Consider the following 24828-nt stretch of genomic DNA (forward strand, 5'->3'; position numbering starts at 1 on the left):
CATGAAACGAAACCAGCGAACGGCAGGAAGAGGCGCGTCCGCTCACCTGCGCAGGAAAAAACCTCCCCGCCCGGGCCCCAATCTGAAATGGAGGGTCAAGCGGGCAGGCTACAGCCTGATGGCAGGCAACTGGCGGGGCACCTGGATCGGAGCGGTGGCGTTTGGCCTGGTGTGCAGCCTGCTCTTCACCAGCTATCACTATTACAGGAGCTATGCGGCGGCCAAAGCCTCCATCTCGGTGGTTTACCCCGAGATTGCCGGCGGCACCTACCCCGACGGCAGCCGCTTCACCATGTACAGCCTGGCCGATGAGGAAGCGGTCCAGGCCGTGCTGGACGAGATGCAGGCCGAGGGAAAATACAGCTCCTTTACCGCGGCGGACCTGATGCAGGGCATCCGCGTGACCGCCGTCATCGACGATTCGGTGGGGGAGACGGTGGCCTCCATGCAGTCGGAGGGCAACGACTATTCCTACTATTCCAGCCGGTACGAGATCTCCTTTGTGCAGCCCCGGGCGGGGGAAAACTTCTCGCTTTCCCAGCTCGTGGAGGCCAACCACACCGAGGAATTTCTCCAGCGGCTCATCGCCTGCAAGCAGGAGGAAATCGCCTGCTTTTACGGCAAACTCACCGCCTTTCAGGAGATGACCCGGGCGGATGTGCCCGACACGCTGGACTACGACGAGTGGGTCACCACCTTTGACGCCAACAACCGGGCCATCCGCAGCTTCCTGCGGAACATCAACCAGTCGGCGGGGAATTTCCACTCCGACACCACCGGCAAAACCATCGGGGACCTGATCGGCATGTTCACCACCATGGGGGAGGAGCGGCTGACCGAGATCTCCAACTATATCAAAAATTCCGGCCTCACCAGGGACCGGGAGAGCTTCCTCAACAAACTCAACGTCCGGATCGAAAACGCCGCCCTGGCCTGCGGCAAGGCGGTGGAGGAGGCGGCCATCAACGGCTACGCTATGAACGCCTACGACCACACCTTCACCGAAAACCTGCTGATTGTGGCCACCAGTGCGGACAACGGCCTGTACCAGGCCCGGCCCAAGACGGTGTTTGACACGGTGGTCAACCAGTACAACGACGCCACCAACCGGTCCATCGAGTATGCCAACAGCATCCAGGATATGCAGGATGAGCTGGCCATCTATCAGCAGACCGACGAGACCTCGGCCGAGTATCAGCGGATGGCGGCCCGGTGCAGCGAACTGATGGAGGCCTATGAGGCCGACTATCGGGACCTGTGCGCCCTGGCCATGACCACCCTGACCGATTACCTCTCCTTCCACAACAACGGCTACCTGGAAGGTCAGGTGGAGCCCGACCGCCTGTTCAGCCTGCGCTTTGTGCTGCGGATACTGGGGGTGTTCGGGATGGGCAGCCTGGTGGTGGTGATGATGCGGGTGGTGCTCTCGCCGCTGGGAGACCGCCGGACACTGCGGCGGCGCCGCCGTGAGATGGAGCGGAACCAGCAGGACCAGGCTGAGGGCAGACCTGCCCCGAAACACAGCGCGAAAGGAGGCCGGAGAAGATGCTCACAATCACCGAACTGTTTCTGATGATGAAAAAGTACCTCCTGCCTGCGGTGGCTGCGGCGTTTCTGGGGGCGGTGGCCACCTATCTGGGGGTGCTGCTGGTGCGGGATTACACCTGCACCCTGACCTTTCAGTACAACTATGAGGGGGCGGAGGAAAATCTGGCCCCCGACGGGGCCAGCACCCTGGACCCCTACCAGATGCAGAACCCGGCGGTCATCCACTCGGCCCTGGACCGGATGGGGATTTCCACCGCCGGCAGCGACATTCAGGTGGAGGACATCCGCAACAACATCTCCATCAGCAAGGTCTATACCTCCCAGGACCAGGAGGTGGCCGAGGCGGCCGCCGTTCTGGGGGAGAATTACGCCCTGAAAACCTCGGAATACCGGCTGACCTATACCTATCCCGCCCTGCTGGGAGAGAACTATGGGAAACTGATCTGCAACGGCCTGATCAACGCCTACGATGACTTTTTCATCGAGAATTACTACGACAAAGACGTCATCCCCGATTTCATGCAGAACATAGCCCGCTCCAATGTGGACTATCTGGATTTGGCCAGCGTCATCAAGAAAAACTTTGACGACGTCATCGCCACCCTGAACGACTACGCGGCGGCCTATCCCAATTACCGCTCCAGCCGCACCGGCTACAGCTTTGCCGAGCTGGCCGAACTGTACCAGAACGCAGAGAACGACCTCTACGCCCAGCTGGAGGGGAATATCCGGGCCGGAAACCTGGCCAGGGACCCGGAACTGGTGGTCAAGAACTACACTACCACCGTCCGCAGCCTGCTGATCAGCGAGGAGACCTACAACGAGATCGCCGAGAGCTACAAAACCCAGATCAAAACCTTCTACGACAGCTACAAGGCCACCGGTCTGTACAGCCAGGCGGCGGGCACCCAGGTGACCCAAAACTCCTCCAACAACCGGGACCAGAACGTCCTGCGGGACTATGAGCACGACTTTGAAACCCTCATCAATACCTACGACAGTATCGTTCTGTCCTATACCCAGCAGGCGGCCCTGGCCTCGGAGGCCCGGCTGGACCGCACCTATTACCTGAACATCATCCAGGCCCTCCAGGCCGACCAGGTGGCGCAGGACACCAAGACCCGCCTGGTCGAAAAAAATGAGGCCCTGCTCCAGACCATGACCGAGATCACCGGCCGTTACTGCGGCTGGGCAAACGAGAGCATCGACGAGCTGTTTGACCAGATTGTGGCGGAGGATATCCAGTATCTGATTTCGGCCAACGTGACCAGCGATATCTCCATCCCCTTTGCCCTGGCCTTTGCGGCGGTGGTGATGGGGGCCATGGTGATGCTGGCGGGGATGGTCCGGGAGGTTCTCCTGAAAAACAACCCCGAGCTGGCAGCCCCCGGCGAGCCGGAGAGCGAAACGGCCCAGCCCCGGGACCGGGAACACGCCGCGGCCTATGAGCAGTACAAACAGGGCTTCCCCGAGTTCTTCCTGGTCTATCAGGAGATGCAGGCCGGCATCCGGGCCGGAGCGCCCCGGTACGAAGCCTATGTGCGCTGGAACAGCGCCCAGCTGGGTCCGGTGTCCGTCCGGCAGATGTTCCGGTATTTCGGCGACCTGAACCTGATGATGGAGCTGAACGACTGGATTGTGGAGACCGTCTGCCGGGATGTCCGGCGGTTTGAGGCCGAACTGGGCGTGGCGCCGGTGATCCATATCAACTGCATGTTCTCGGAGGTGGCCGACTTCGGCATGACCGATATCCTGCACAAAAACAGTCAGGCGTCGGGTGTGGCGGCCTCCTGCCTGTGCGTGGAGATGGACGGCCGGGACATCATGTCCTGCGTCCGGGAAATGATGCTGATGCAGAAGATGGGGTATCCGGTCTGCGTGGACCACTTTGAGGATAAGGCCCAGGCGGAGGAGATTCTGGCCATCTTCCGGCCCGACTATGTGAAGGTGTCGGGCAATATCTTCCGGGCCGATGAGGCCGCCCCGGCCGGGGAGGGCCTGCAGAACCGGCGGGACATCCTGGACTACCTGAAAACCACCATCCGCTCCTGCCACGAAAACGGCATAGGCTTCTGTATCAGCGGCATCGAGAACCAGGAGGAAGACCTGCTGATTTACAGCCTGGACATTGACTACAAACAGGGGTACTACTATGGCTATCCTGCCGCCATGGATGACCTGCTGAAGGATCTGCGGGAGACTGCAGAATGATGCGAAAGACGCGGCTTTCCCTGCTGGCGTGAGCATGGGGAAACGATGACGAGCTTTGTTTCCCGCGGTGCGATGGCGGCGGGTTTCAGAAGCCGGGGACACCCCCGATTGTCAGCGGCGGCTGCGGCAGCAACCCGCCGGAACTGGTTCCGGCGCCCCTCCGCCATGGGAAAGCCAATGTGTCCTGAGCTGGGAGAGGAGGGGCCGCAGATGGTCTATGTGGTGGTGCCGGTGTACAACATGGAGCCCTATCTGGAACGGTGCGTGGAATCGGTTTTGAACCAGACCCTGCGGGAGATCCGGGTGGTCCTGGTGGACGACGGTTCCCGGGACGGCAGCGGCGCCCTCTGCGACCGGTACGCCGCAGCCTGTCCCGGCCGGGTGTGGACGGTGCACCAGCCCAACGGCGGCTTGTCCGCCGCCCGGAATGCGGGGCTGGCCCGGTGCTTTGCACTGTCGCAGGACCCGGCCCGGGACTATGTGCTGCTGCTGGACGCGGATGATTTCATCCGGCCTGATTTCCTCGCCTATGCGCTTTCCGTCTGTGAGAAAGAGAACTGCGACGGCGTCCAGGTGGACTGGGTCCGGGGGATCGGCAGCCGCTTTCCCCCGGAAACCCGGGACCCGGGGCCGGTGCGGATTCTGACCGGGGCCGGGGCCCTGCTGGACCCCGCCGTCAAGACCACCTTCTGCACCAAACTCTACCGGCTGGAACTCTACCGCGGCGAATCCTTCCCCCTGGGGAAGATGAACGAGGACGAATTTCTCTTTTACCGCCTGCTGTGGAAGTGCCGCCGCTTTGGGGTCAGCCGGGCCAAAATGTACTATTACTTCCAGCGCCCGGGCAGCATCATGGACACGGTGGCCCGCGCCCTCAAAGACAATCCCCGCCGCCGCGACTGGCGGGAGGCCTTTGGGGAGCGAATCGCCTTTTTTACCGCGCTGGGGGAGAAGCGGCAGGTCCAGCGCTGCTATGAGCGGATCTGCATTGAGCTGATGTTCCGGTACGCCGAACAGATGAACCTGCCCCGGGACCGCCGGGCTGCCGAGGCGGCCGACGGCACCATGGTGCGGGAATACCGTGCCTTTTACCCCAAAATGATCGGGCTGGACACCATCCGCCCGCTGCGCAGGCTGCTCTTCACCCTGTTTTATCTCTGCCCCATGGGGGCGGTGCTGGCCTCCAGAATCCACCCCCTGCGCCGGTAAGGAGGGACTGTCCGGATGATTTCATCACTGAGCCCGGGACGGCTGAAAGACCGGCCCCGGCTGGAGCTGTATTACGACGCGGCCTTTCTGGTCAGCCTGCTGTGCTGCAGCCTGGTGGGCGCGTTCCCTCAGTACAGCTTGCTTTTGTCCTGCGGGATGGTGCTGTGTTTTGGAACCAGCCTGTTCAGCGACAACTTTTTTCTCTATGCGGCCCTGTTCCTGTTCATGCGGAACAAGATGGTCATCGGAGACACCACCGCCTATCGCTTTTACTCCTATCTTCTGGTGCTGAAATGCGTCTGGGAGCTGCCCCGGTTCAAAATCCGGGTCGCCTATCTGCCGGTGCTGTTTGTGCTGGCCATGCACTGCGTCTTTGCGGCGGGCCGGTACAATCTGCGGATGGGCCTGAACGTCATTGTGGACGTGGTGCTGGTCTATCTGATTCTGGCCCGGGTGGAGCAGGACGACGCCCTGACCCGCCGCCTGCTGACGGCCTTTCTGCTGGGCATGGTGCTGTCCGGCATTTACGGCTTCACCGCCTCCGACGCTTTCAAGGATATTCACGTCACCGGCGCCGGCTCCGAGACGGTCAGCCGCAATTTCGGCGCCCTGGGCGACGCCAATTACGCCGGCTTTTTCTATGACGCAGCCGTGCTGACCGCCCTGGTGGTGAAGGGGATTCCCCGGTGGCTGCGGGTCTTTTTTGTGGGGCTGGGCCTGGTGCTGGTGGTCCGCACCGCCAGCCTGTCGGCCCTTGCGTCCCTGGGCCTGGCCCTGTGCTTTCTGCTGATCCTGAAAATGCGGAGACGGGCGGTGCCGGTTTTGCTGTGTGCCGGGCTGGCCGGCGCGGCGGGAATTGCCCTGGTGATGTCTGTGCCGTTTCTGGGCAATCTGCCCGGCATCCACGGCCTGGTGCTCCGCCTGACCGAGAAACTCTATTACATCCGGCTGGGCCGGTGGGATATGCTCACCACCGACCGCGCCGTCCTGTGGGCGGCGGCCTGGAGCCTGTTTGTCAGCAAGGGCCTGGCAGGCCGGCTGCTGGGGGGCAGCGTCATCACCTATATGATCCAGGAGACCGCCCTCCTGTCCTCCTACATGGCCTGTCACCAGTCCTATCTGCAGGCGCTGCTGAACTTCGGCATATTGGGCACCGTGGGCATTTACGGGCCTTTGCTGCTGCTGTTCCTTTACCGGCTGGCCAATCACTTTCTGCGCCCGGCGGGGTACGACAGGGAGGACATCAAAATCATGCAGCTGGTGTATGCGTTTCTGTTCTTTGTGTTTGGGTTCACCATTGACTTTTTCATCGACTGGACCTTTCTCTTCTTCTGCTTTTTCTGAGGGCCGCAAAGGAGGGTGCGCATGGGAAACACGCTGGAGGAAATTCATGCCGTGCAGCTGTCTCTGCTGGAGGACTGCCGCCGCATCTGCGAGGCCCACGGGATTCCCTATTATCTGGCCCAGGGCACCCTTCTGGGGGCGGTGCGGCACCGGGGCTTTATCCCCTGGGACGACGACATCGACCTGCTGTTCCAGGCCGACGACCTGGACCGGTTCATGGCGGCCTTTGCGCAGGACCCGCCTCCCGGCGTGTCTCTGGAACACTGCAGCCAAAACCCCTGGATGCCCTATCCCTGGGTCAAGCTGAAACGGCAGGGCACGGCGTCCATGCCTCTGGCCTATCGGGAAATCCCCCTGGACTGGGAAATTGGCATCGACCTGTTTCCCTATTACCGGGTGGGGGACGGCCGGCTGGCCCATGGGCTGGCCCGGGCCCGGTTTCTGGGGGCCAAGCGGCTGCTGGGGGTTACCCTGACCTTCTGTGAGAAAAAGGTCAAGTGGCTCAGCCGTTTGATCCGCCGCCTGCCGGTTGCATGGCGGCAGCGGGCGGCCCTGTGGCTTCTGGAGGGGCTGAAACGGCATCAGGCGGAAGGCGAGGATGTCTTTGCCCTGTGCCGGGGCGGGAAATTTTTAAAGCGCAGCTGGATCGAGGGAGCCCGGTGCAGCGGCATCTTTGAGGGGCGGGAATACCCCCTCCCGGCGGACCCGGACGCCTTTCTGGCGGCCATGTTCGGGGATTACTGGCTCCTTCCGCCGGAAGACCAGCGGAAGGGCCACGACTTGAAACTGGGGGAGATCGTGTGGGACACCGAAAGAAGCTATCGGGACTATCTGTGACCCTGCCGCCGGCGAAAAAGAGGGCTTTCAAACCCGGGACAGGAGATGAGAGGATGGAGCACCCCGAACACAAAAAGAAAAGGCTTCTGGTAGTCTTTTCCCATAACCACATCGGCGGGGCCATGACCGCCCTGGTGAACTTTGTCAACAGCCTGGACCCCCGCCGGTACCAGGTGGACCTGCTGTTTTATGAGCTGCGGGGCCCGGTGGAAGGCATCCGGCCCGAGGTGCGGGTTCTGCCCCCGGCCCGGGAAAACCGGCTCTGTCCGGCCCGGTTTCTGGACCCGGTCTATCTGGCCGGGTATCTGGGAGCCCGGTACCTGATCCGGGTAAAACGCAATGAGCTGCTGGCCTGGCAGCTGTTCTCCCGGCGGTCGTGCCGCTATGCCCGCCGTCTGAACCAGAAGTACGACGCCGCCCTGGCCTTTGAGCTGGGCTGGCCTTTTTATTACACCATGCAGTATGTTCGGGCGGACAAAAAGCTGGTGTGGCACCACAACGATTACCACGCCATCGGCTACCGCTTTGAATGGGACAAAAAGTACTTTGACCGGGCGGACGGCCTGGTATTTGTCAGCCGGGAATGCCGAAAGAAATTCGCCGCCCTGCACCCGGCGTACCGGCCCCGGTGCTTTTTCATGCCCAACATCCTGACCCGGGAACAGGTGGAAGCCCGGGCCCGGGCCTATCGGCCCCGGCTGCCCTTTGAGCTGGCGCGCCCGGGTCTGAACCTGGTGACGGTGGCCCGGATTTATTTTGCCACCAAAGGGCTGGACCGGGTGCTGGACGTTTTGGTCCGTCTGCGGGAGGAAGGGTTTTTGGAGCGGGTGCGGTGGATGGTCATCGGCAAAGGGGACGACCTGCCCCGGTTCCGGCAGATGATCGCGGACCGGGATCTGGAACAGGTGGTGTACCCGGTGGGGGCCATAGAAAACCCACTGCCTTACCTGCCCCTGTTTGACGCCTTTTTGCTGCCCTCCCGCAATGAGGGCCGGCCGGTGGCGGTGACCGAGGCCCAGATTCTGGGCCTGCCGCCGGTGGTGACCCGGTACGCCTCCGCCGCCGAGCAGGTGGAAGACGGGATGGACGGGTTTATACTGGAAAACCAGGACCAGGCCCTTTATCAGGGCCTGCGGGACCTGGTGCTTCACCCGGAAAAGCTGGACCGGGCGCGGGAAGCGCTGCGCCGCCGCAGCTATTCCAACCAGGAGGACATAGCCCGCTTTGACCGGATTCTCCGGGCGGTGGAGCAGGGCGGAGAAGGAGGAGACGCCCATGATTTCGGTGGTGATACCGGTGTATAATGGGGAGGCGTTTGTCGCCCGGGCGGTGCAGAGCGTGCTGGACCAGACCAGCCCCCGGTGGGAGATTGTGGCCGTGGACGACGGCTCCCAGGACGGGACCCGGGCCATTCTGGAACAGTTTGCCGCCCGGGACCCCCGTATACGGGTTCTGCACCAGGAGAATGCCGGCGTTTCCGCCGCCCGCAATGCCGCCATGGCGGCGGCCCGGGGGGAGTATCTGGCCTTTCTGGATGCGGACGATTGGTGGTATCCGGATCATCTGACCACCCTGGAACAGATGATCCGGATTTATCCAAAGGCGGGATTGCTGGGGACGGCCTGTGATATCCGTTTCCACGATGGCCGGACGGGAAACACCGCCGGCTTTTTTGAGGGCAAGCCCAAGACGTTGTATCTGGAGAACTTTCTGGAAGCCTACAGGGCGGACAAGCGGGCCAAATGCTTTGCCCTCAGCTCCACCTGTGTCCGGGCCGATATGGCCCGCCAGGCGGGCGGATTCCGGGTGGGATGCCGCATAGGGGAGGACCTGGGCCTCACCCTCCGGATCGCTGTCGCCGCGCCGGCAGTCCTCTGCGCCCGGCGGACCGTCCTGTACAACAAGGCCCAGAGCACTGCAACCCGGGTTCAGTCCTTTGACCCCGACTGGTATTTCTTTGAGGAGGCCAGGGCCCTGGCGGAGGACCCGGCCCTGACCCCGGAACGCCGGGCCAGCCTGGCCCGGGTGATGGCCTGGTTTGAGGTGCGGCGGGTCCGCCATTACCTCATCGACGGGCGCCGCCGGGAGGCCTGGGCGGCCTTCTGCCGGCGGGATGCGGCCCCCGGTCTGGCCGGGGACTGGCTGCTCACCGGGCTGCTGTTTCTGCTGCCCTGCGCTCTGGTGCGGCGGATCTTTCTGTTCCGCTGGCGGAACAAGGCGTAAGGGAGGGGGCAGCCATGACAAACGACAGTCCCCGCCGCAGAGACGGCATTGCATCCGGGCTGTTCTGGTCCTTTGGGGAGCGGATGTCGGCCCAGGCGGTGGCCACGCTGGTGGCTATGCTGCTGGCCCGGTTGCTGGACCCCGCCGACTACGGGATGATCTCGGTGGTGACGGTGTTTGTCAGCCTGTGCAATATCTTTGTCACCAGCGGTCTGGGCACCGCCGTGGTGCGCAAACCCGGCGCCGGCCCCGCCGATTTCAACACCGCCTTTTGGCTGAGTCTGGGCCTGGCGGCGGTACTGTACGGCCTGCTGTTCTGGGCGGCCCCCGCCATCGGCCGGTTTTACGGCCTGCCCGCCCTGACGGCGGTGATGCGGGTGATGGGTCTGCGGCTGATATTGGCCGCCCTCAACAACATCCAGCGGGCCAGCGTCCAGCGAGAGATGGCCTTCCGCCGGTACTTTGCCGCCTCCCTGCTGGGGACGGTTCTGTCCGGGGCGGCGGGGGTGGCGGCGGCGCTGGGCGGTCTGGGCGTCTGGGCGCTGGTGATTCAGTCTCTGTCCAATCTCGCCGTCCATGCAGGCGTTTTGCTGGCGGTGGGCCGGTGGCGGCCCCGGTTCCAGTTCTGCCCGGCCCGGGCCCGGTACATCGTCTCCTTTGGCTGGAAGGTCCTGGCCGCCGATCTGGTGCCCGGCCTGCAGCAGAACGGCCGCAGCCTGATTGTGGGAAAAGTCTTCGGCTCGGCCGAGCTGGCCTTTTACGACCAGGGGAGCAAGTATCCTGCCCTGCTGGTGGACAATGTGAACAGCTCCATCAACAGCGTCATGCTGCCCGCCTATGCCCGGGTGCAGAATAACCCGGAGGCTTTGCTGGGGATGCTGCGGCGGTCCATCCGGATGGGAATGTTTCTGCTGGGGCCGATGCTGGTGGGATTTGCGGCGGTGGCTGAAAATTTCGTGCGGGTGGTCCTGACCGACAAGTGGCTGCCCTGCGTGCCCTTTCTGCAGATTTTCTGCGCGTCCTGTTTGACCCGTCCCCTGGAAACCTGCTGCCACAAAATCCTGCTGGCAGTGGGACGGGAGACGGCCCCGCTGCGGATCATTGCGGCGGTGAACCTGACGGCGGTGGCCACGGTGCTGGCGGCAGCCTTTTGGTTCCACAGCATCCTCCTGATGGCGCTGGGAAACCTGCTGGTGACCCTGGTGAGCCTGGCGGGCTTTATGGCGGCTTCCAGCCGGTATGTGGGGTACCGGCTGGGCCGGCAGATGGAGGATATTCTGCCCTCGCTGGCGGTCTCGGCCCTGATGGGAATTCTGGCCGGCCTGGCGGGTCGTCTGCCGCTGGAACCGCTGCCCCTGCTGGGGGTCCAGATGGGGGTAGGAGTGGTGTCCTATGGGGTTCTGTCCGCCCGGTTCAACCGCGGCCCGCTGGATGAAATGCGGGCCCTGGCGGCCCGCCGGCTGCACAAAACCCCATGACGTTCGGACCAATCCGGGCTTGCCCTGTTTCGGGGCGGGCCCGGATTTTCTTTTGGGAATCCGGCGCGAAAAAAGCCGTCTGCCGCCGCAGGTTTGCCATTTTGTTCCGCCCGTGATACAATAAAAGGACCTATGAGATTTTTTGCTGAGAGGTACAGGGAATCAATGGCGAGAAAGAAACGAAAATCCGGCGCCCGGGGCAAAAATGCCCGGGCCAGGCAGGAGACCCAGCGCCGCCTGCTGGCCAGCAGCATCACCCTGTTTGGAGGGATCCTGCTCTTATTGCTGGCCTTTGTGGATGGACAGTCGGTGTGGCACACCGCCCACGATATACTGTTCGGCCTGTTTGGGGCCGGCAGCTTTGTGCTGGGTCCGGCGGTCTGTTATATGGCGGTGCTGATCGCCCGGGACGAGCCGGTGCTGGGCTGCATAGCCAAACTGCTGCTGGGCCTGGTGTTTTTGAGCGGCGCGGCGGTGGTCTTTTCGGACATCCCCACCCAGGGCATGACGGTCCTGCAGATGGGGATTGCCTGCTACGACAACGGCGTCAACGCATGGTTTGGCGGCGGCTCCATGGGCGGGCTGCTGGGCGGCACGCTGCTGCTGCTGTGCGGACGTCCCGCGGCCAATCTGATTGTGGTGGCGCTGGCCATCTGCGCCAGCTGCTATATCTTTGACGTGACCCCCGCCGACATCTGGCAGTGGCTGTCGGCGGTGCTGGGCGGAGCCCGGGAAAAGGGCCTGGCCGTCTATGCCGACGGCCGCGCCGCCCATGAGGAGCGACGGGCCGCCCGTCTGGCGGCCAAGGCGGAGGCGGAAGCCGCCGCCGAGGCCGAGGAAGCCCTGGAGGACGGGGACGATTACCTCATCGACGACACCAGCCCCGACGATGACCTGGAGCCCGAACCGGGGTTCCATCTGGGAATGCCGGCCTGGCTGTCCAACATTCTGGGCAAGGGCCGTCTGCCCGACGAGGACGGCAACACCCAGGAGCCTGACCCCAAGCCCGAGACGCCCCTGCAGTCGGCGGCGGTGAGCCATCCCCGGGCCCCCTTCGACATCGACCTGGGCCCCGACCCGGCGGCGGTGTCGGACGGCGGCAGCGAGCCCATCGAGCCCATCATCACCGGGCCGGGCGGAACCTTTGGCCTCAACCCTTTGCGTCCGTCCACGACGGACCCTGCGGTCCGGGCGCATCATGCGGCCTTCTACGACCAGGACAAGGACGAGGGAACCGCGGGCCTGCATGTGCCCTTCCAGGCCGATGTAACCCCCACCGCAGCGCCTGTGACGCCGGTTCCGCCGGTGTCCACTGTGTCGCCGGTAACCCCGCCCCCCGCCGCGGTTTCCACGGCGGCCCCCGCTCCCGCCTCTGCCCCGGCTGAGGAGGAAGACGGATGGATTCGGGTGGAGGAGGATGCCGCCGGCGACTCCGGCGACATTGCCACCCTGGCAGCGGCCGCCATGGAAAAGCCCGCCGATGCCGAACAGGCCGCGGCGGCTTCCGCCCCGGCTCCCGAGGAGAGCACGGTCCCGGCGGCCTATGAGTATCCGCCCATCGAGCTGTTTGACAAGCCCGCCGAGGAGACCAACGAGGGCGCCCAGAGCGAGCTGCAGGCCAACGCCCAGAAGCTGGTGGATACCCTGGAGAGCTTCGGCGTCAAAACCCGGGTGCTGGATATTTCCCGCGGACCGGCGGTCACCCGGTATGAGGTGCAGCCCATGGCCGGCGTGAAAATCAGCCGCATCACCTCCCTGGCCGACGACCTGGCCCTGAACCTGGCGGTGGCGGACATCCGCATGGAGGCTCCCATCCCCGGCAAGCCGGCGGTGGGTATTGAGGTGCCCAACCGCAAGCGGGCGGCGGTCAGCATCCGCAGCATCTTCGAGAGCCAGAGCTTCCGCCACATGACCAGCCCCCTGACCATCGCCCTGGGCAAGGACATTGCCGGCGTGGCCCAGGTGGCCGACCTGTGCAAGATGCCCCACCTGCTCATTGCAGGCAGCACCGGCAGCGGTAAGTCGGTCTGTGTCAACAGCATCATCATGAGCCTGGTGTTCCGCTCGGGCCCGGAGGATGTGAAACTGATCCTGATTGACCCCAAGGTGGTGGAACTGGCCGAGTACAACGGCATCCCCCATCTGCTGATGCCGGTCATCACCGAGCCCAAGAAGGCTGCCGGCGCGCTGAGCTCGGCGGTGGCCGAGATGGAGCGGCGGTACCGCCTCTTTGCGGACAACAACGTCCGCGACATCAAGACCTTCAACAAGCTGGCGGCCGAGGACCCCATGCTGGAGAAGCTGCCCTACATTGCCATCATCATCGACGAGCTGGCTGACCTGATGATGGTGGTGGGCAAGGACGTGGAGGACTCCATCTGCCGCATTGCCCAGAAGGCCCGTGCCGCCGGCATGCACCTGATTGTGGCCACCCAGCGTCCCAGCGTGGATGTCATCACCGGCCTGATCAAGGCCAATGTCCCCAGCCGCATCGCCTTTGCGGTGTCCAGCCAGGTGGACAGCCGGACCATTCTGGACGGCGCCGGCGCCGAGAAACTGCTGGGCATGGGCGATATGCTGTTCATGCCGGTGGGCGCACCCAAGCCCATCCGCATCCAGGGCACCTACGTCAAGGATGAGGAGATCAGCCGGGTGCTGACCTTCATCAAGGCCTCGGGCACCGTCCAGTACGACGAGGCCATGATCCAGGCCATGGAGGAGCACACCATCCAGGACAAGAACGGCAAGGACCACGATGAGGACGGCGGCGAAGCCGACGATCCCATGCTGAAGGCCGCCGTGGAGGTGGTCATCGACGCCGGCCAGGCCTCCACCAGCCTGCTGCAGCGGCGGTGCAAACTGGGCTATGCCCGGGCCGCCCGCATCATGGACGAGATGGAACAGAAGGGGATCATCGGTCCCTACGAGGGCGCCAAGCCCCGTGCGGTTCTCATCAGCCGGCAGCAGTGGCTGGAAATGAATCTCAACCAGCCCGACAACCCCTAAGGTGTATCTGAAAACACCTCCACGCTGTCTCATTCTGCCCCAAAGCGCATCTGCCGCGTTGCAGTCGCTTGCATTCCACAAAGGAGTGCGGCGCTCCTGCGCCTTGCAGCTGCATCTTTGGGACGAAGGGTCCGGCGTGTTTGCGTTCTCAGATCCACCCATAACCAGTGAGGAAAACTATGAGCAATACAACGACAGCCGGATATCCGGAATACACCGAGTTCCTGCCCATCTGCCGGGAGGACATGGAAAAGCGCGGCTGGGATCAGCTGGACTTTGTGGTGGTGGGCGGCGACGCCTATGTGGACCACCCCAGCTTTGGCACCGCCATCATCAGCCGGCTGCTGGAGGCCGAGGGCTACCGGGTGGGCGTGCTGGCCCAGCCCCGCTACACCGACTGCGAGGACTTCAAACGGTTCGGCAAACCCAAATACGGCTTTTTCATCGGCGGCGGCAACGTGGACAGCATGGTCAGCCACTATTCGGTGGCCAAGATCCCCCGGGCCGAGGATGAATACTCCCCCGGCGGCAAGGCCGGCGGCCGTCCCGACCGCAGCGCCACCGTCTACACCCGCCTGGCCAAAGAGGCCTACCCCGACCTGCCGGTGATTCTGGGCGGCCTGGAGGCCTCTCTGCGGCGGTTCGCCCACTACGACTACTGGCTGGACACCGTCCTGCCCAGCATCGCCGAGGACTCGGGGGCCGACCTCATCAGCTTCGGCATGGGTGAGCACCAGACGGTGGAGATTGCCCGCCGCCTGGCGGCCGGGGAGTCCATCGACACCATCACCGACGTGGACGGCACCTGCTATATGACCGACTTTGACCACCTGCCCGCCCACTATGTGGAGTGCGCCGGCTACAAAAAGGTGGCCTCGGACAAGGTGGCCTATGCCAAGGCCTGCCGCATCCAGATGGACAACCAGGATGTGGTCAGCGGCCAGATCATCGTCCAGAAGCAGAGCGAGAAATACCTGGTCCAGAACCTGCCCGCCAAGCCCCTGGTCCGCTGGGAGCTGGACAAGGTCTACGCCCTGCCCTATACCCGCCGCTATCACCCCATCTATGAGCCCATGGGCGGGGTGCCCGCCATCCGGGAGGTGCAGTTCTCCATCATCCAGAACCGGGGCTGCTTCGGCGGATGCAATTTCTGCGCCATCCAGCTCCATCAGGGCCGGCGGGTCACCAGCCGCAGCGCCGACAGCATTGTGGCCGAGGCCGAGCGGATGACCCATGAGCCCGACTTCAAGGGTTATATCCATGACGTGGGCGGCCCCACCGCCAACTTCCGCTTCCCCTCCTGCGGCCAGCAGATGAAGAAGGGAATGTGCACCGGCGGCAAGCACTGCCTGGCTCCCCAGACCTGCCCTCACCTGATTGTGGACCACAGCGACTACCTGAACATCCTGCGCCGGGTGCGGGAGCTGCCGGGGGTCAAGAAGGTCTTTGTCCGCAGCGGCATCCGGTTTGACTACCTGATGGCCGACCCCGACGACACCTTCTTCAAGGAACTGGTGGAGTACCATGTGTCGGGCCAGCTGAAGGTGGCCCCCGAGCACTGCGCCCCCAACACCCTGGCCTATATGGGCAAGCCCCCCATCGAGGTGTTCAACAAGTTCAAGGACAAGTTCTATGAGCTGAGCCGCAGGGCAGGGAAGAAACAGTACCTGGTGCCCTACCTGATGTCCAGCCACCCGGGCAGCACCCTGAAGGACGCGGTCTACCTGGCCGAGTACCTGTACAAGAACCATATGCGGCCCGAACAGGTGCAGGATTTCTACCCCACCCCGGGCACCGTCAGCACCTGCATGTTCTACACCGGCCTGGACCCCTACACCCTCAAGCCGGTCTTTGTGGAAAAGACCGCCGAGGGCAAGGCCCTCCAGCGGGCGCTGCTCCAGTACTATGAGCCCCGCAACGCCGAGAAGGTCATCAAGGCCCTCAAGATGACCCATCGGGAGGACCTGATCCCCCTGCTGGTGCCGGCGGCGGGACGCCGTGCGGTGCAGCGGAGCGCCAAACAGACCCAGGCCCGGGACGTCACCATCCATCCGGACGGCAGCTATACCGTGCATCCCAAGGGCGCCGGACGGGAGGAAAAGCCCGCCGGCCGCAAGCCGGTGCCGGGGGCCCGTTTTGCACCCCGCACCGCCCCCAAAAAGACCACCAAAAAGGAGGGCGGGGCCGGTCCCCGCAAGGGTAAGAAATGAAGAAACCAAACACCATCACCGGGCGGCTGCTGCGCCGCCTCACCGCGCTGGCACTTGCAGCGGCCCTGACTCTGAGCCTGGCCGGATGCCAGGATCTTCTGGCCCTGCTGGGGGAGGGCGGCTATCCGGCCTCCAGCACGGTCCAGACCCAGACCCCGGCCGAGGGCAGCAGCTTTTCGGTGAACTTCATCGATGTGGGCCAGGCCCTCAGCGTCCTGGTGACCTGCGACGGCCAGAGCATGCTGTATGACGGCGGCAATGTGGCCGACGGCAGTCTGGTGGTCTCCTATCTGGAGAGCGCCGGCGTGACCCGGCTGGAATACGTCATCTGCAGCCATGCCCATGAGGACCATGTGGGCGGCCTGGCGGCGGTGCTGGCCAAGTTCCCGGCGGGGCACGTCTATGCTCCCGTAACCCAGAACGACACCCAGTGCTTCCAGGATTTTGTCAAGTACACCCAGCAGCAGGGCCTGAACGTGGAAATCCCGGCGGTGGGCACCAGCTGGCAGCTGGGCAGCGCCACCGTCCAGGTGCTGGGTCCGGTGGCCCAGTATGACGACACCAACGACACCTCCCTGGTGCTGCGGATTGACTATGGCCAGACCAGTTTCCTGCTGACCGGCGACATGGAGCAGAAGGCCGAGAGCGACCTGGTGAACTCGGGGGCCAACCTGGACGTGGATGTGCTCCAGGTGGGCCACCACGGCAGCGAGACCTCCACCGGCTATGTCTTTCTGAACAGCGCCCTGCCTGAGGTGGGCGTCATCTCGGTGGGGGAGGGGAACAGCTACGGCCACCCCAGTGAGAACACCCTCAGCCGTCTGCGCGACGCCGGCGTGGACGTCTGGCGCACCGATCTGGCGGGCACCGTGACCATCACCAGCGACGGGACCAACTACACCGTCTCCAGTGAGAAGTACGCCGCCCCCGAGCAGCAGAACCCCACCCTGACCGACGGCAGCGGCCAGCAGAGCAGCTCCACCCAGACCATTCAGGCCTATATCGGCAACGCCAACTCCAAGAAGTTCCACCTGCCCAGCTGTTCCAATCTGCCGGACCCCGCCAACCAGGTCCTGTTCTCCAGCTATGAGGAGGCCGTCCAGGCGGGCTACACCCCCTGCGGCAACTGCCTGGGATAACGTTTGAAACCCAACCGGCCCGTCCCTGGACCAAGTCTCCCGCCCCGGCACAGAGGCGGGAGAACGGCAGGGCCAAAAGCCCCGCCCGGGGGCGGGCTTTGACTATGCCCTAGAAGTATGGTAGGATATACAGGACAGGTATTTGCCTTCCGGCCGGTTTGGTGCTATAGTATGTAAGCCCCCGACTGTACCTGCCGGGCCGAAAGTCCTGTGAAAGAAAAGGTTTCTATGATGTTTGAGACACTTTTGCAAAACCGCACCGTTCAGGTGCTGATCGAATCCTTCCCCCGCATCCTGCTGCCGGGCCTGGCGGTCACCATCCCGCTGACGGTGCTGTCCTTTGCCTTTGCCCTGGTGATTGCGGCGGCGGTGGCCCTGGTGCAGTTCGCCCAGGTGCCGGTGCTCCGCCAGCTGGCCCGGGTATATATCTGGGTGGTCCGCGGCACTCCGCTGCTGGTGCAGCTGTTCATCATCTTTTACGGCCTGCCCAGCATGGGCATCGTGCTGGACGCCTTCCCCACGGCGGTCATCGCCTTCTCCATCAACGAGGGTGCCTACTGCGCCGAGACCATCCGGGCGGCGCTGGAATCGGTGCCGTCGGGCCAGCTGGAGGCGGGCTACTGCGTGGGCATGTCCTGGTGGCAGGTGATGCGGCGGATCATTCTGCCCCAGGCCCTGCGCACCGCTTTCCCGCCCCTGTCCAACTCCCTCATCGGCATGGTGAAGGACACCTCCCTGGCGGCCAATATCACCGTCGCCGAGATGTTCATGGCCACCCAGCGGGTGGCGTCCTATACCTACCAGTTCCTGCCGGTGTACTGTGAGCTGGCCGTCATCTATCTGATGTTCTGCACCGTCCTGACCTGGGTGCAGAAACAGGGCGAGAAATACCTCAACGCCCACGGGTTTAATTGAGGAGGGGATACCATGCCGATGCTGGAAGTACATGACATTCACAAATCCTTTGGGGACCTGCAGGTCCTCAAAGGGGTGGACCTGTCGGTGGAAAAGGGCGAGGTGGTGGCCATTCTGGGCCCCTCCGGCTCGGGCAAAACCACCCTGCTGCGGTGCATCAACTTTCTGGAAAAAGCCGACAGCGGCCGTCTCACCTTTGACGGGGAGCCCTTTGACCTGGCCCGGGTGTCCCACGCCGACATTGCCCGCATCCGCCGGAAAACCGGCTTTGTCTTTCAGAGCTACAACCTGTTCCGCAACAAGACCGTCCTGCAGAACGTCACCGAGGGCCTGATTGTGGCCCGGAAGATGCCCAAAGCCCAGGCCGAGGAGATCGCGGTGCAGATGCTGGAAAAGGTGGGAATGGCCGACCGGTGCAGCCACTATCCCCATCAGCTGTCGGGCGGCCAGCAGCAGCGGGTAGCCATTGCCCGGGCCCTGGCCACCAGCCCCGAGATCATCTATTTCGATGAGCCCACCTCGGCTTTGGACCCCGAGCTCACCGGCGAGGTGCTGGACGTCATGCGCCAGCTGGCCGCCGAGGGAATGACCATGCTGGTGGTGACCCACGAGATGGGCTTTGCCCGGGACGTGTCCACCCAGGTGGTCTTTATGGAGGACGGACAGGTGGTGGAGACCGCACCCTCCGCCGCATTCTTTGCCAACCCGCGGCAGGAGCGCACCCGCGCCTTCCTGAGCCGCATTGCCAACCGGTAACCAAACACAGAGAGGATTTTTTCATGAAACGCAAAACCTTTATTTCCCTGATGGCCGTCATGGCCGCCGCAGGGGTTCTGCAGCTGTCCGGCTGCAGCTCGGACGCTTCTTCCACCGCCGGCAGCGCCGCCGCTTCGGGGTCTGCCTCCGGGGCCGCCTCGGGCGCAGCCGACCGCCTGGAGGCGGTCCGCCAGCGTGGCACCCTGATTGTGGCCATGGAGGGCGCCTGGTCCCCCTGGACCTACCACGATGACACCGACACCCTGGTGGGCTATGACGTGGAGGTCTCCCGGGCCATTGCCCAGTACATCGGGGTGGAGCCCGAGTATGTGGAGGGCGAATGGGACGGCCTGTTCGCCGGCCTGGACGCCGGCCGCTACGACATCGTCTGCAACGGCGTGGAGGTCACCGAGGAGCGGGCCAAGAGCTATGACTTCTCCGAGCCCTACGCCTACATCCACACCGCTCTGGCGGTGAAGTCGGACAACACCGACATCACCAGCTTTGAGGACCTGGATGGCAAGACCACGGCCAACTCCATCGCCAGCACCTACATGACCCTGGCCGAGAGCTACGGCGCCGAGGTCCTGGGGGTGGACACCCTGGATGAGACCATCCAGATGCTGGTGTCCGGCCGTGTGGACGCTACCCTCAACGCCGACGTGTCTTTCTACGACTATCTGAACGTCCATCCCGATGCCGATTTCAAGATTGTGGCCCAGACCGAGGACGCCAGCCACGTCTGCATCCCGGTCAAGAAGGGCGGCGAGTCCGACACCCTGCTGGCCGCCATCAACGAGGCCATCGAGGCTCTGCGGGCCGACGGCACCCTGACCGAAATTTCCGAGAAGTATTTCGGCAGCGACATCGCCACCGAGTCCTGAATTTTCCCCTGCCTTCCGCCCCCGCCGCCCTTTGGGCCGGCGGGGGCTTTTTCTGTGGCATAAAGTCCCCCGTTTGGCGCATACACTGTTCCAGACTGAGGGTGCATCTCAGTACGTTGCATTTTGTCAGATACACCCTGGCAGAGGGTAGGGGAGGCGGAACTATGTTTGTAGTGACATTGAACCGGACGCGGCTGCGCCACATTGGTGTGGGCGTCATGTGCTGCGCGGTGGTGGTGTGCAGCGCCCTGCTGGGGCGGTACATCAGCAACCAGACCGTGGAGACAGCGGCCGGTACCAGCAGCAAAATTGAGTCGGCCCAGGATATTCAGACCTGGTTCACCGGCTACGGCATGGAGGTGGACGGGGCGTCCATCACCGCCGACAAGGTCAAGATCCCCCGCAAGTGGGACGACAGTTTCGCGGCCTTCAACGAGGTGGTGGGCCAGAGCGGGATGGACCTGTCCCGCTACAAGGGCAAGACGGTGGAAAAATGGCAGGCCCTGATCCCCTCCGCCTCCAGCGGCGAGGAGAGCCGCTACGGCGTGCTGCTGGTGTACAAGAAAAAGGCCATCGGGGCCTATCTGCTGTCAAAGCCGTCGGGGGTGGTCACCGGAATGGGTGACGCCCAGGCTGCCATGGCCGCCATGGAGGACACGACAGTGGTGGCCATCCCGGAGGGCGCGGCCCAGCAGACCTCCGGAGAACCCGGCGTCTACACCGAGGAGAGCACCGCCCTCTACACCGACCTGCCTTTGGACTCGGAAGGCTATCCGGTGGAGTAACTTGTTCAAACCCGTCAGATGCGTGAAAGCACGCTCTGACGGGATTTTTTGTTGTATACCAATAAAAGGCAGGGGGAGGAAAATACATTTTGTTCAATAATCACAAAAAACGCAATGAAAAATTGGCAAAATGAAAGGGTGAAAAAAATCGGTGCAGGGTTTATAATAATGTTATCGAAAAATGTGTATGCCTGTATGCACATGATTTGAGCGCAGCTGCGCTGCTGCAAGTTTACGCCAGATATAAGGAGAAATGATCTATGAAGGAATTCCAGTATACCATTAAGGATGCATGCGGCATCCACGCTCGTCCGGCCGGCCTGCTCGTCAAGGTGGTCAAGGGCCACGCCAGCACCGCCACCCTGGAGAAGGACGGCAAGAGCTGCGATATGCGCAAGCTGATGGCCCTGATGGGTATGGGCGTCAAGCAGGGCGACACCGTTACCATCAAGGTTGAGGGCGACGATGAGGACGCTACTGTGGCCGACATCGAGAAGTTCATGACTGAGAACCTCTAAGAACAACCGTTCCTGAGCCCTCGCGGTAAGCCTGCGGGGGCTTTTTTTGAAGGCAGCCGTCCAGCTGCCCCGTACAGAGGCAAACGTCTGGACGGAGAAAGGATACAGTTATGCAGGTAGGTACCGGCAAAAGCGTTTTGAACGGCATTGCCATCGGCAAGATCAAGATTTACAAGAAGAAAGATACCACCATCTCCACCAAGCCCGTCACCGACACCGGCGCGGAGCTGCTGCGCTTTGAGGATGCCCAGCAGAAGGCCATCCAGCAGCAGACCGCCCTGTACGAGAAGGCTCTGGAGGAGGCCGGCGAGGAGATCGCCGAGGTGTTCAATATCCACGCCATGATGCTGGAGGATGACGACTTTGTGGACGCCATCCGCGAGATCATCACCAAGCAGAAGATGTGCGCAGAGTACGCCATCAAGACCGCAGGCACCAACCAGGCCGCCGTCTTTGCAGCCATGGACGATCCCTATCTCCAGGCCCGCAGCGCCGACGTCATCGACATCGCCCAGGCCATGCTGGACATCCTGCAGGGCACCGATGTGGACAGCATGCAGGGCACCGAGCCCACCATCCTGGTGGCCGAGGACCTGGCTCCCTCCGAGACCGTCCGTCTGGACAAGAGCCTGCTGCTGGGCTTCATCACCCGCGAGGGCAGCACCAACAGCCACACCGCCATTCTGGCCCGCAGCATGAACATCCCTGCCCTGATCCAGTGCAAGGAGATCGACGACGCATGGGACGGCAAGATGGCAGTCATCGACGGCTACAACGCCTGCGTCTACGTAGATCCCACCCCCGACCTGCTCAAGAGCCTGCAGAAGCGTCAGCAGGAGGACAAGAAGAAGCTGGCCCTGCTCCAGGAGCTGAAGGGCAAGCCCAACACCACTCTGGACGGCACCACCGTCAACGTCTACGCCAACATCGGCGGCATCGGCGACGTGGGCTCGGTCCAGCAGAACGACGCCGGCGGCGTGGGCCTGTTCCGGTCCGAGTTCGTCTACCTCAACAGCAAGGACTACCCCTCCGAGGAGTACCAGTTTGAGGCCTACAAGCAGGTGGTGGAGACCCTGGCCCCCAAGAAGGTCATCATCCGCACCTGTGACATCGGCGCCGACAAGACCGTCGATTACATGAAGCTGGACCACGAGGAGAACCCCGCTCTGGGCTACCGCGCCATCCGCATCTGCCTGACCCGCAAGGACTTCTTCAAGACCCAGCTGCGGGCCCTGCTGCGGGCTTCGGCCTACGGCAATGTGGGCATCATGTTCCCCATGATCACCAGCCTGCGTGAGCTGCATGACGCCAAGAACATCCTGGATGAGTGCAAGGTGGAGCTGGCCGCCGAGGGCAAGAAGATCGGCGAGATCGAAGTGGGCACCATGATCGAGACCCCCGCCGCCGTTCTGATCGCCGACGACCTGGCCAAGGAGTGCGACTTCTTCTCCATCGGCACCAACGACCTGACCCAGTACACCTGCGCCATCGACCGCCAGAACGCCAAGCTGGAGCCCTTTGCCAATCCCCATCACCCCGCCGTCCTGCGCGAGATCAAGATGACCATCGACGCAGGCCACCGCCATGGCATCTGGGTCGGCATCTGCGGCGAGCTGGGCGCAGACACCTCCCTGACCGAGACCTTCCTGCGCATGGGCGTGGATGAACTGTCGGTGAACCCCAAGAGCATCCTGCCGGTCCGCAAGAAGATCCGCAGCATCGATCTGACCAAGCCCGCTGTGGACACCGCAGACGCAGAGGACGCCAAGGCCTGATCCGGAAAAAAGAACCCTGTACGGCCCGCCTGACCCGGCGGCCGTTCCATCAACACCATGGTCCCCGGAGAACAGTGTCCTTCGGGGACCTTTTTGAGAGAAAAAGCAAGGAGGAATACCGTTATGTCTCTGCCTGAAAATTTCCTGTGGGGCGGCGCTACCGCGGCCAACCAGTGCGAGGGCGCCTACAATGAAGGCGGCCGCGGCCTGTCCACCGTGGACGTGATTCCCTTTGGCCCTGACCGTATGCCCGTCATGCGGGGCCAGATGAAGATGCTGGACTGCGATGCAGACCACAGCTATCCCGCCCACCAGGCCATTGATATGTACCACCACTACAAGGAGGACATCAAGCTCTTTGCTGAGATGGGCTTCAAGTGCTACCGCCTGTCCATCGCCTGGACCCGCATCCTGCCCAACGGCGACGACGACACCCCCAACGAGGAGGGCCTGAAGTTCTACGACGACCTCTTTGACGAATGCCACAAGTACGGCATCGAGCCCCTGGTCACCATCTGCCACTTCGATACCCCCATCGCCCTGATCAAGAAATACGGCGGCTGGAAGGACCGGCGGATGATTGACGCCTACCTGAAGTACTGCACCGCCATCTTCCGCCGCTACAACGGCAAGGTCAAGTACTGGCTCACCTTCAACGAGATCAATATGCTGCTTCACCTGCCCTTCATGGGCGCCGGCATCCTGTTCGAGGAAGGGGAGAACCCCACCGAAGTCCAGTACCGCGCCGCACACTATGAGATCGTGGCCAGCGCCAAGGCCGTGCGCCTGGCCCATGAGATGATGCCCGGCGCCATGGTGGGCTGCATGCTGGCCGCCGGTGAGTATTATCCCCGCACCTGCAGCCCGGCCGATGTCCGGGCCGCCCTGGAGGCCGACCGGGATAACTTCTTCTTCATCGACGCCCAGGCCCGGGGCGCTTACCCCGTCTGGGCCAAGAAGCGGATGGAGCGGGACGGCATCGTTCTGGACTGCACCACCGAGGATGAGGCCGACATGAAGGCCGGCACCGTGGACTTCATTTCCTTCAGCTACTACTCCAGCCGGTGCGTCACCACCGACAAGGAGCTGCTGGCCAAGGACGGCGCTTCGGGCAACGCAGCCTTCGGCGGTGTCAAGAATCCCTACCTGAAGGCCAGTGACTGGGGCTGGGCCATCGATCCCGAGGGCCTGCGCACCACCATGAATGCTCTGTACGACCGCTACCAGAAACCCCTGTTCATCGTGGAGAACGGCCTGGGTGCCAACGACACGGTGGAGGCTGACGGCAGCATCCACGACAGCTACCGCGTGGACTATATGCGGGCCCACATCAAGGAGCTGATCAAGGCGGTGGACGAGGACGGCCTGCCGGTGATGGGCTATACCATGTGGGGCCCCATCGACCTGGTGTCCGCCTCCACTGGTGAGATGAAGAAGCGCTACGGCTTCATCTATGTGGACAAGGACAACGCCGGCAACGGCACCCTGGCCCGCAGCCGGAAGGACAGCTTCTACTGGTACAAGCAGGTCATCGCCACCAACGGCGCCGACCTGGGCGAATAAGCTGGAAATGTGTTATAAAACCAGAGAACTATCCGATCTGTAAATGAGAAGAGCGCCTGGCCTGTGGCCGGGCGCTCTTTTTGTGCCCTGGTGTGAAACACTGCCCCCCTGTGGTACATCTAACAGACAGAATCCACAACAAAGACCGGACAGGGGAGCGCGCCGCCTGTCCCGGCCGGTGACAACAAACGGGAGGAAACGAAGATGCTGTATCTTTATGTTCTTGGCTGTGAAATGGCGTGCCTGGTCCTGATGGGGGCCAGCAGTATGGAGACGGTGGACGTCCGCCCGGCCCGGGCGGCGGCCCAGATTGTTTTCTGGCCGGCGGCACTGCTGTGCTGGCTGAAAGACCGGTGGAAAAAACGGTAATGGGAGAAGGGCGGAAAAGGCCGGGCCGGGGGCGAATGCCCCGGCTTTTTGGATGCAG

The 24828-nt window shown here is 63.1% G+C and carries 19 protein-coding genes; all 19 read left to right on the forward strand.

Annotated elements, in window-relative coordinates:
* Position 1 precedes the first annotated feature (1 nt).
* Entirely contained in the window at positions 2–1573 is a 1572-nt protein-coding gene (locus B5E67_RS05220; RefSeq protein WP_143405385.1) for a hypothetical protein, read from the forward strand.
* Complete coding sequence (locus B5E67_RS05225; protein ID WP_087383550.1) at positions 1546–3759, forward strand: EAL domain-containing protein; 2214 nt, start codon at positions 1546–1548, stop codon at positions 3757–3759. The genes B5E67_RS05220 and B5E67_RS05225 overlap by 28 nt, the downstream gene beginning before the upstream one ends.
* A gap of 210 nt (positions 3760–3969) precedes the next feature.
* A complete protein-coding gene (locus B5E67_RS05230) occupies positions 3970–4968 on the forward strand; it encodes a glycosyltransferase family 2 protein (RefSeq protein WP_158098847.1) in 999 nt (332 codons plus the stop codon).
* A gap of 15 nt (positions 4969–4983) precedes the next feature.
* Positions 4984–6312, forward strand: coding sequence for an O-antigen ligase family protein (locus tag B5E67_RS05235; protein ID WP_087383556.1), 1329 nt, complete (start codon positions 4984–4986; stop codon positions 6310–6312).
* Positions 6313–6333: 21 nt separating this feature from the next.
* Positions 6334–7149, forward strand: coding sequence for a LicD family protein (locus B5E67_RS05240; RefSeq protein ID WP_087383559.1), 816 nt, complete (start codon positions 6334–6336; stop codon positions 7147–7149).
* A gap of 53 nt (positions 7150–7202) precedes the next feature.
* Positions 7203–8453 carry a glycosyltransferase gene (locus tag B5E67_RS05245; RefSeq protein ID WP_087383561.1) on the forward strand — a complete coding sequence of 417 codons (1251 nt, stop codon included), beginning with the start codon at positions 7203–7205 and terminating at the stop codon, positions 8451–8453.
* Positions 8425–9372, forward strand: a complete 948-nt coding sequence (locus B5E67_RS05250; protein WP_087383564.1) for a glycosyltransferase family A protein — start codon at positions 8425–8427, stop codon at positions 9370–9372. The genes B5E67_RS05245 and B5E67_RS05250 overlap by 29 nt, the downstream gene beginning before the upstream one ends.
* Before the next feature lie 14 nt (positions 9373–9386).
* Entirely contained in the window at positions 9387–10850 is a 1464-nt protein-coding gene (locus B5E67_RS05255; RefSeq protein WP_087383569.1) for a lipopolysaccharide biosynthesis protein, read from the forward strand.
* A gap of 165 nt (positions 10851–11015) precedes the next feature.
* On the forward strand, positions 11016–13856 hold the full coding sequence (locus B5E67_RS05260; RefSeq protein ID WP_087383572.1) for a DNA translocase FtsK: 2841 nt from the start codon (positions 11016–11018) through the stop codon (positions 13854–13856).
* Positions 13857–14035: 179 nt separating this feature from the next.
* Complete coding sequence (locus tag B5E67_RS05265) at positions 14036–16066, forward strand: YgiQ family radical SAM protein (protein ID WP_087367187.1); 2031 nt, start codon at positions 14036–14038, stop codon at positions 16064–16066.
* Positions 16063–17205 carry an MBL fold metallo-hydrolase gene (locus B5E67_RS05270; protein ID WP_087247693.1) on the forward strand — a complete coding sequence of 381 codons (1143 nt, stop codon included), beginning with the start codon at positions 16063–16065 and terminating at the stop codon, positions 17203–17205. Before B5E67_RS05265 ends, B5E67_RS05270 begins: the two co-directional genes overlap by 4 nt.
* 231 nt (positions 17206–17436) lie before the next feature.
* On the forward strand, positions 17437–18120 hold the full coding sequence (locus B5E67_RS05275) for an amino acid ABC transporter permease (RefSeq protein WP_087247750.1): 684 nt from the start codon (positions 17437–17439) through the stop codon (positions 18118–18120).
* 12 nt (positions 18121–18132) lie between these two features.
* Positions 18133–18876: an amino acid ABC transporter ATP-binding protein gene (locus B5E67_RS05280; protein ID WP_275539312.1), complete on the forward strand. Its 744-nt coding sequence runs from the start codon at positions 18133–18135 to the stop codon at positions 18874–18876.
* A gap of 23 nt (positions 18877–18899) precedes the next feature.
* The gene (locus tag B5E67_RS05285) at positions 18900–19760 is read left to right on the forward strand and encodes a transporter substrate-binding domain-containing protein (protein ID WP_087247690.1); all 861 of its coding nucleotides are present in this window, start codon (positions 18900–18902) and stop codon (positions 19758–19760) included.
* A gap of 164 nt (positions 19761–19924) precedes the next feature.
* Complete coding sequence (locus tag B5E67_RS05290) at positions 19925–20545, forward strand: DUF4830 domain-containing protein (protein ID WP_087383581.1); 621 nt, start codon at positions 19925–19927, stop codon at positions 20543–20545.
* 260 nt (positions 20546–20805) lie between these two features.
* Positions 20806–21063 carry an HPr family phosphocarrier protein gene (locus B5E67_RS05295; protein ID WP_087247686.1) on the forward strand — a complete coding sequence of 86 codons (258 nt, stop codon included), beginning with the start codon at positions 20806–20808 and terminating at the stop codon, positions 21061–21063.
* Between the two features lie 110 nt (positions 21064–21173).
* Positions 21174–22838: a phosphoenolpyruvate--protein phosphotransferase gene (gene ptsP / locus B5E67_RS05300; protein WP_087247684.1), complete on the forward strand. Its 1665-nt coding sequence runs from the start codon at positions 21174–21176 to the stop codon at positions 22836–22838.
* Positions 22839–22961: 123 nt separating this feature from the next.
* Positions 22962–24401, forward strand: coding sequence for a 6-phospho-beta-glucosidase (locus B5E67_RS05305; protein WP_087383583.1), 1440 nt, complete (start codon positions 22962–22964; stop codon positions 24399–24401).
* 204 nt (positions 24402–24605) lie between these two features.
* Complete coding sequence (locus B5E67_RS15575; protein WP_158098848.1) at positions 24606–24770, forward strand: hypothetical protein; 165 nt, start codon at positions 24606–24608, stop codon at positions 24768–24770.
* Positions 24771–24828: the final 58 nt, after the last annotated feature.

Origin of the sequence: Faecalibacterium sp. An122, from assembly GCF_002160895.1 — a bacterium.
Taxonomy (GTDB): domain Bacteria; phylum Bacillota; class Clostridia; order Oscillospirales; family Ruminococcaceae; genus Faecalibacterium.

Bases quoted from the DNA above. Each gene is read 5' to 3' on its own strand.
- B5E67_RS05220 (WP_143405385.1), top strand. From the start codon at position 2: ATGAAACGAAACCAGCGAACGGCAGGAAGAGGCGCGTCCGCTCACCTG.
- B5E67_RS05225 (WP_087383550.1), top strand. From the start codon at position 1,546: ATGCTCACAATCACCGAACTGTTTCTGATGATGAAAAAGTACCTCCTG.
- B5E67_RS05230 (WP_158098847.1), top strand. From the start codon at position 3,970: ATGGTCTATGTGGTGGTGCCGGTGTACAACATGGAGCCCTATCTGGAA.
- B5E67_RS05235 (WP_087383556.1), top strand. From the start codon at position 4,984: ATGATTTCATCACTGAGCCCGGGACGGCTGAAAGACCGGCCCCGGCTG.
- B5E67_RS05240 (WP_087383559.1), top strand. From the start codon at position 6,334: ATGGGAAACACGCTGGAGGAAATTCATGCCGTGCAGCTGTCTCTGCTG.
- B5E67_RS05245 (WP_087383561.1), top strand. From the start codon at position 7,203: ATGGAGCACCCCGAACACAAAAAGAAAAGGCTTCTGGTAGTCTTTTCC.
- B5E67_RS05250 (WP_087383564.1), top strand. From the start codon at position 8,425: ATGATTTCGGTGGTGATACCGGTGTATAATGGGGAGGCGTTTGTCGCC.
- B5E67_RS05255 (WP_087383569.1), top strand. From the start codon at position 9,387: ATGACAAACGACAGTCCCCGCCGCAGAGACGGCATTGCATCCGGGCTG.
- B5E67_RS05260 (WP_087383572.1), top strand. From the start codon at position 11,016: ATGGCGAGAAAGAAACGAAAATCCGGCGCCCGGGGCAAAAATGCCCGG.
- B5E67_RS05265 (WP_087367187.1), top strand. From the start codon at position 14,036: ATGAGCAATACAACGACAGCCGGATATCCGGAATACACCGAGTTCCTG.
- B5E67_RS05270 (WP_087247693.1), top strand. From the start codon at position 16,063: ATGAAGAAACCAAACACCATCACCGGGCGGCTGCTGCGCCGCCTCACC.
- B5E67_RS05275 (WP_087247750.1), top strand. From the start codon at position 17,437: ATGTTTGAGACACTTTTGCAAAACCGCACCGTTCAGGTGCTGATCGAA.
- B5E67_RS05280 (WP_275539312.1), top strand. From the start codon at position 18,133: ATGCCGATGCTGGAAGTACATGACATTCACAAATCCTTTGGGGACCTG.
- B5E67_RS05285 (WP_087247690.1), top strand. From the start codon at position 18,900: ATGAAACGCAAAACCTTTATTTCCCTGATGGCCGTCATGGCCGCCGCA.
- B5E67_RS05290 (WP_087383581.1), top strand. From the start codon at position 19,925: ATGTTTGTAGTGACATTGAACCGGACGCGGCTGCGCCACATTGGTGTG.
- B5E67_RS05295 (WP_087247686.1), top strand. From the start codon at position 20,806: ATGAAGGAATTCCAGTATACCATTAAGGATGCATGCGGCATCCACGCT.
- ptsP (WP_087247684.1), top strand. From the start codon at position 21,174: ATGCAGGTAGGTACCGGCAAAAGCGTTTTGAACGGCATTGCCATCGGC.
- B5E67_RS05305 (WP_087383583.1), top strand. From the start codon at position 22,962: ATGTCTCTGCCTGAAAATTTCCTGTGGGGCGGCGCTACCGCGGCCAAC.
- B5E67_RS15575 (WP_158098848.1), top strand. From the start codon at position 24,606: ATGCTGTATCTTTATGTTCTTGGCTGTGAAATGGCGTGCCTGGTCCTG.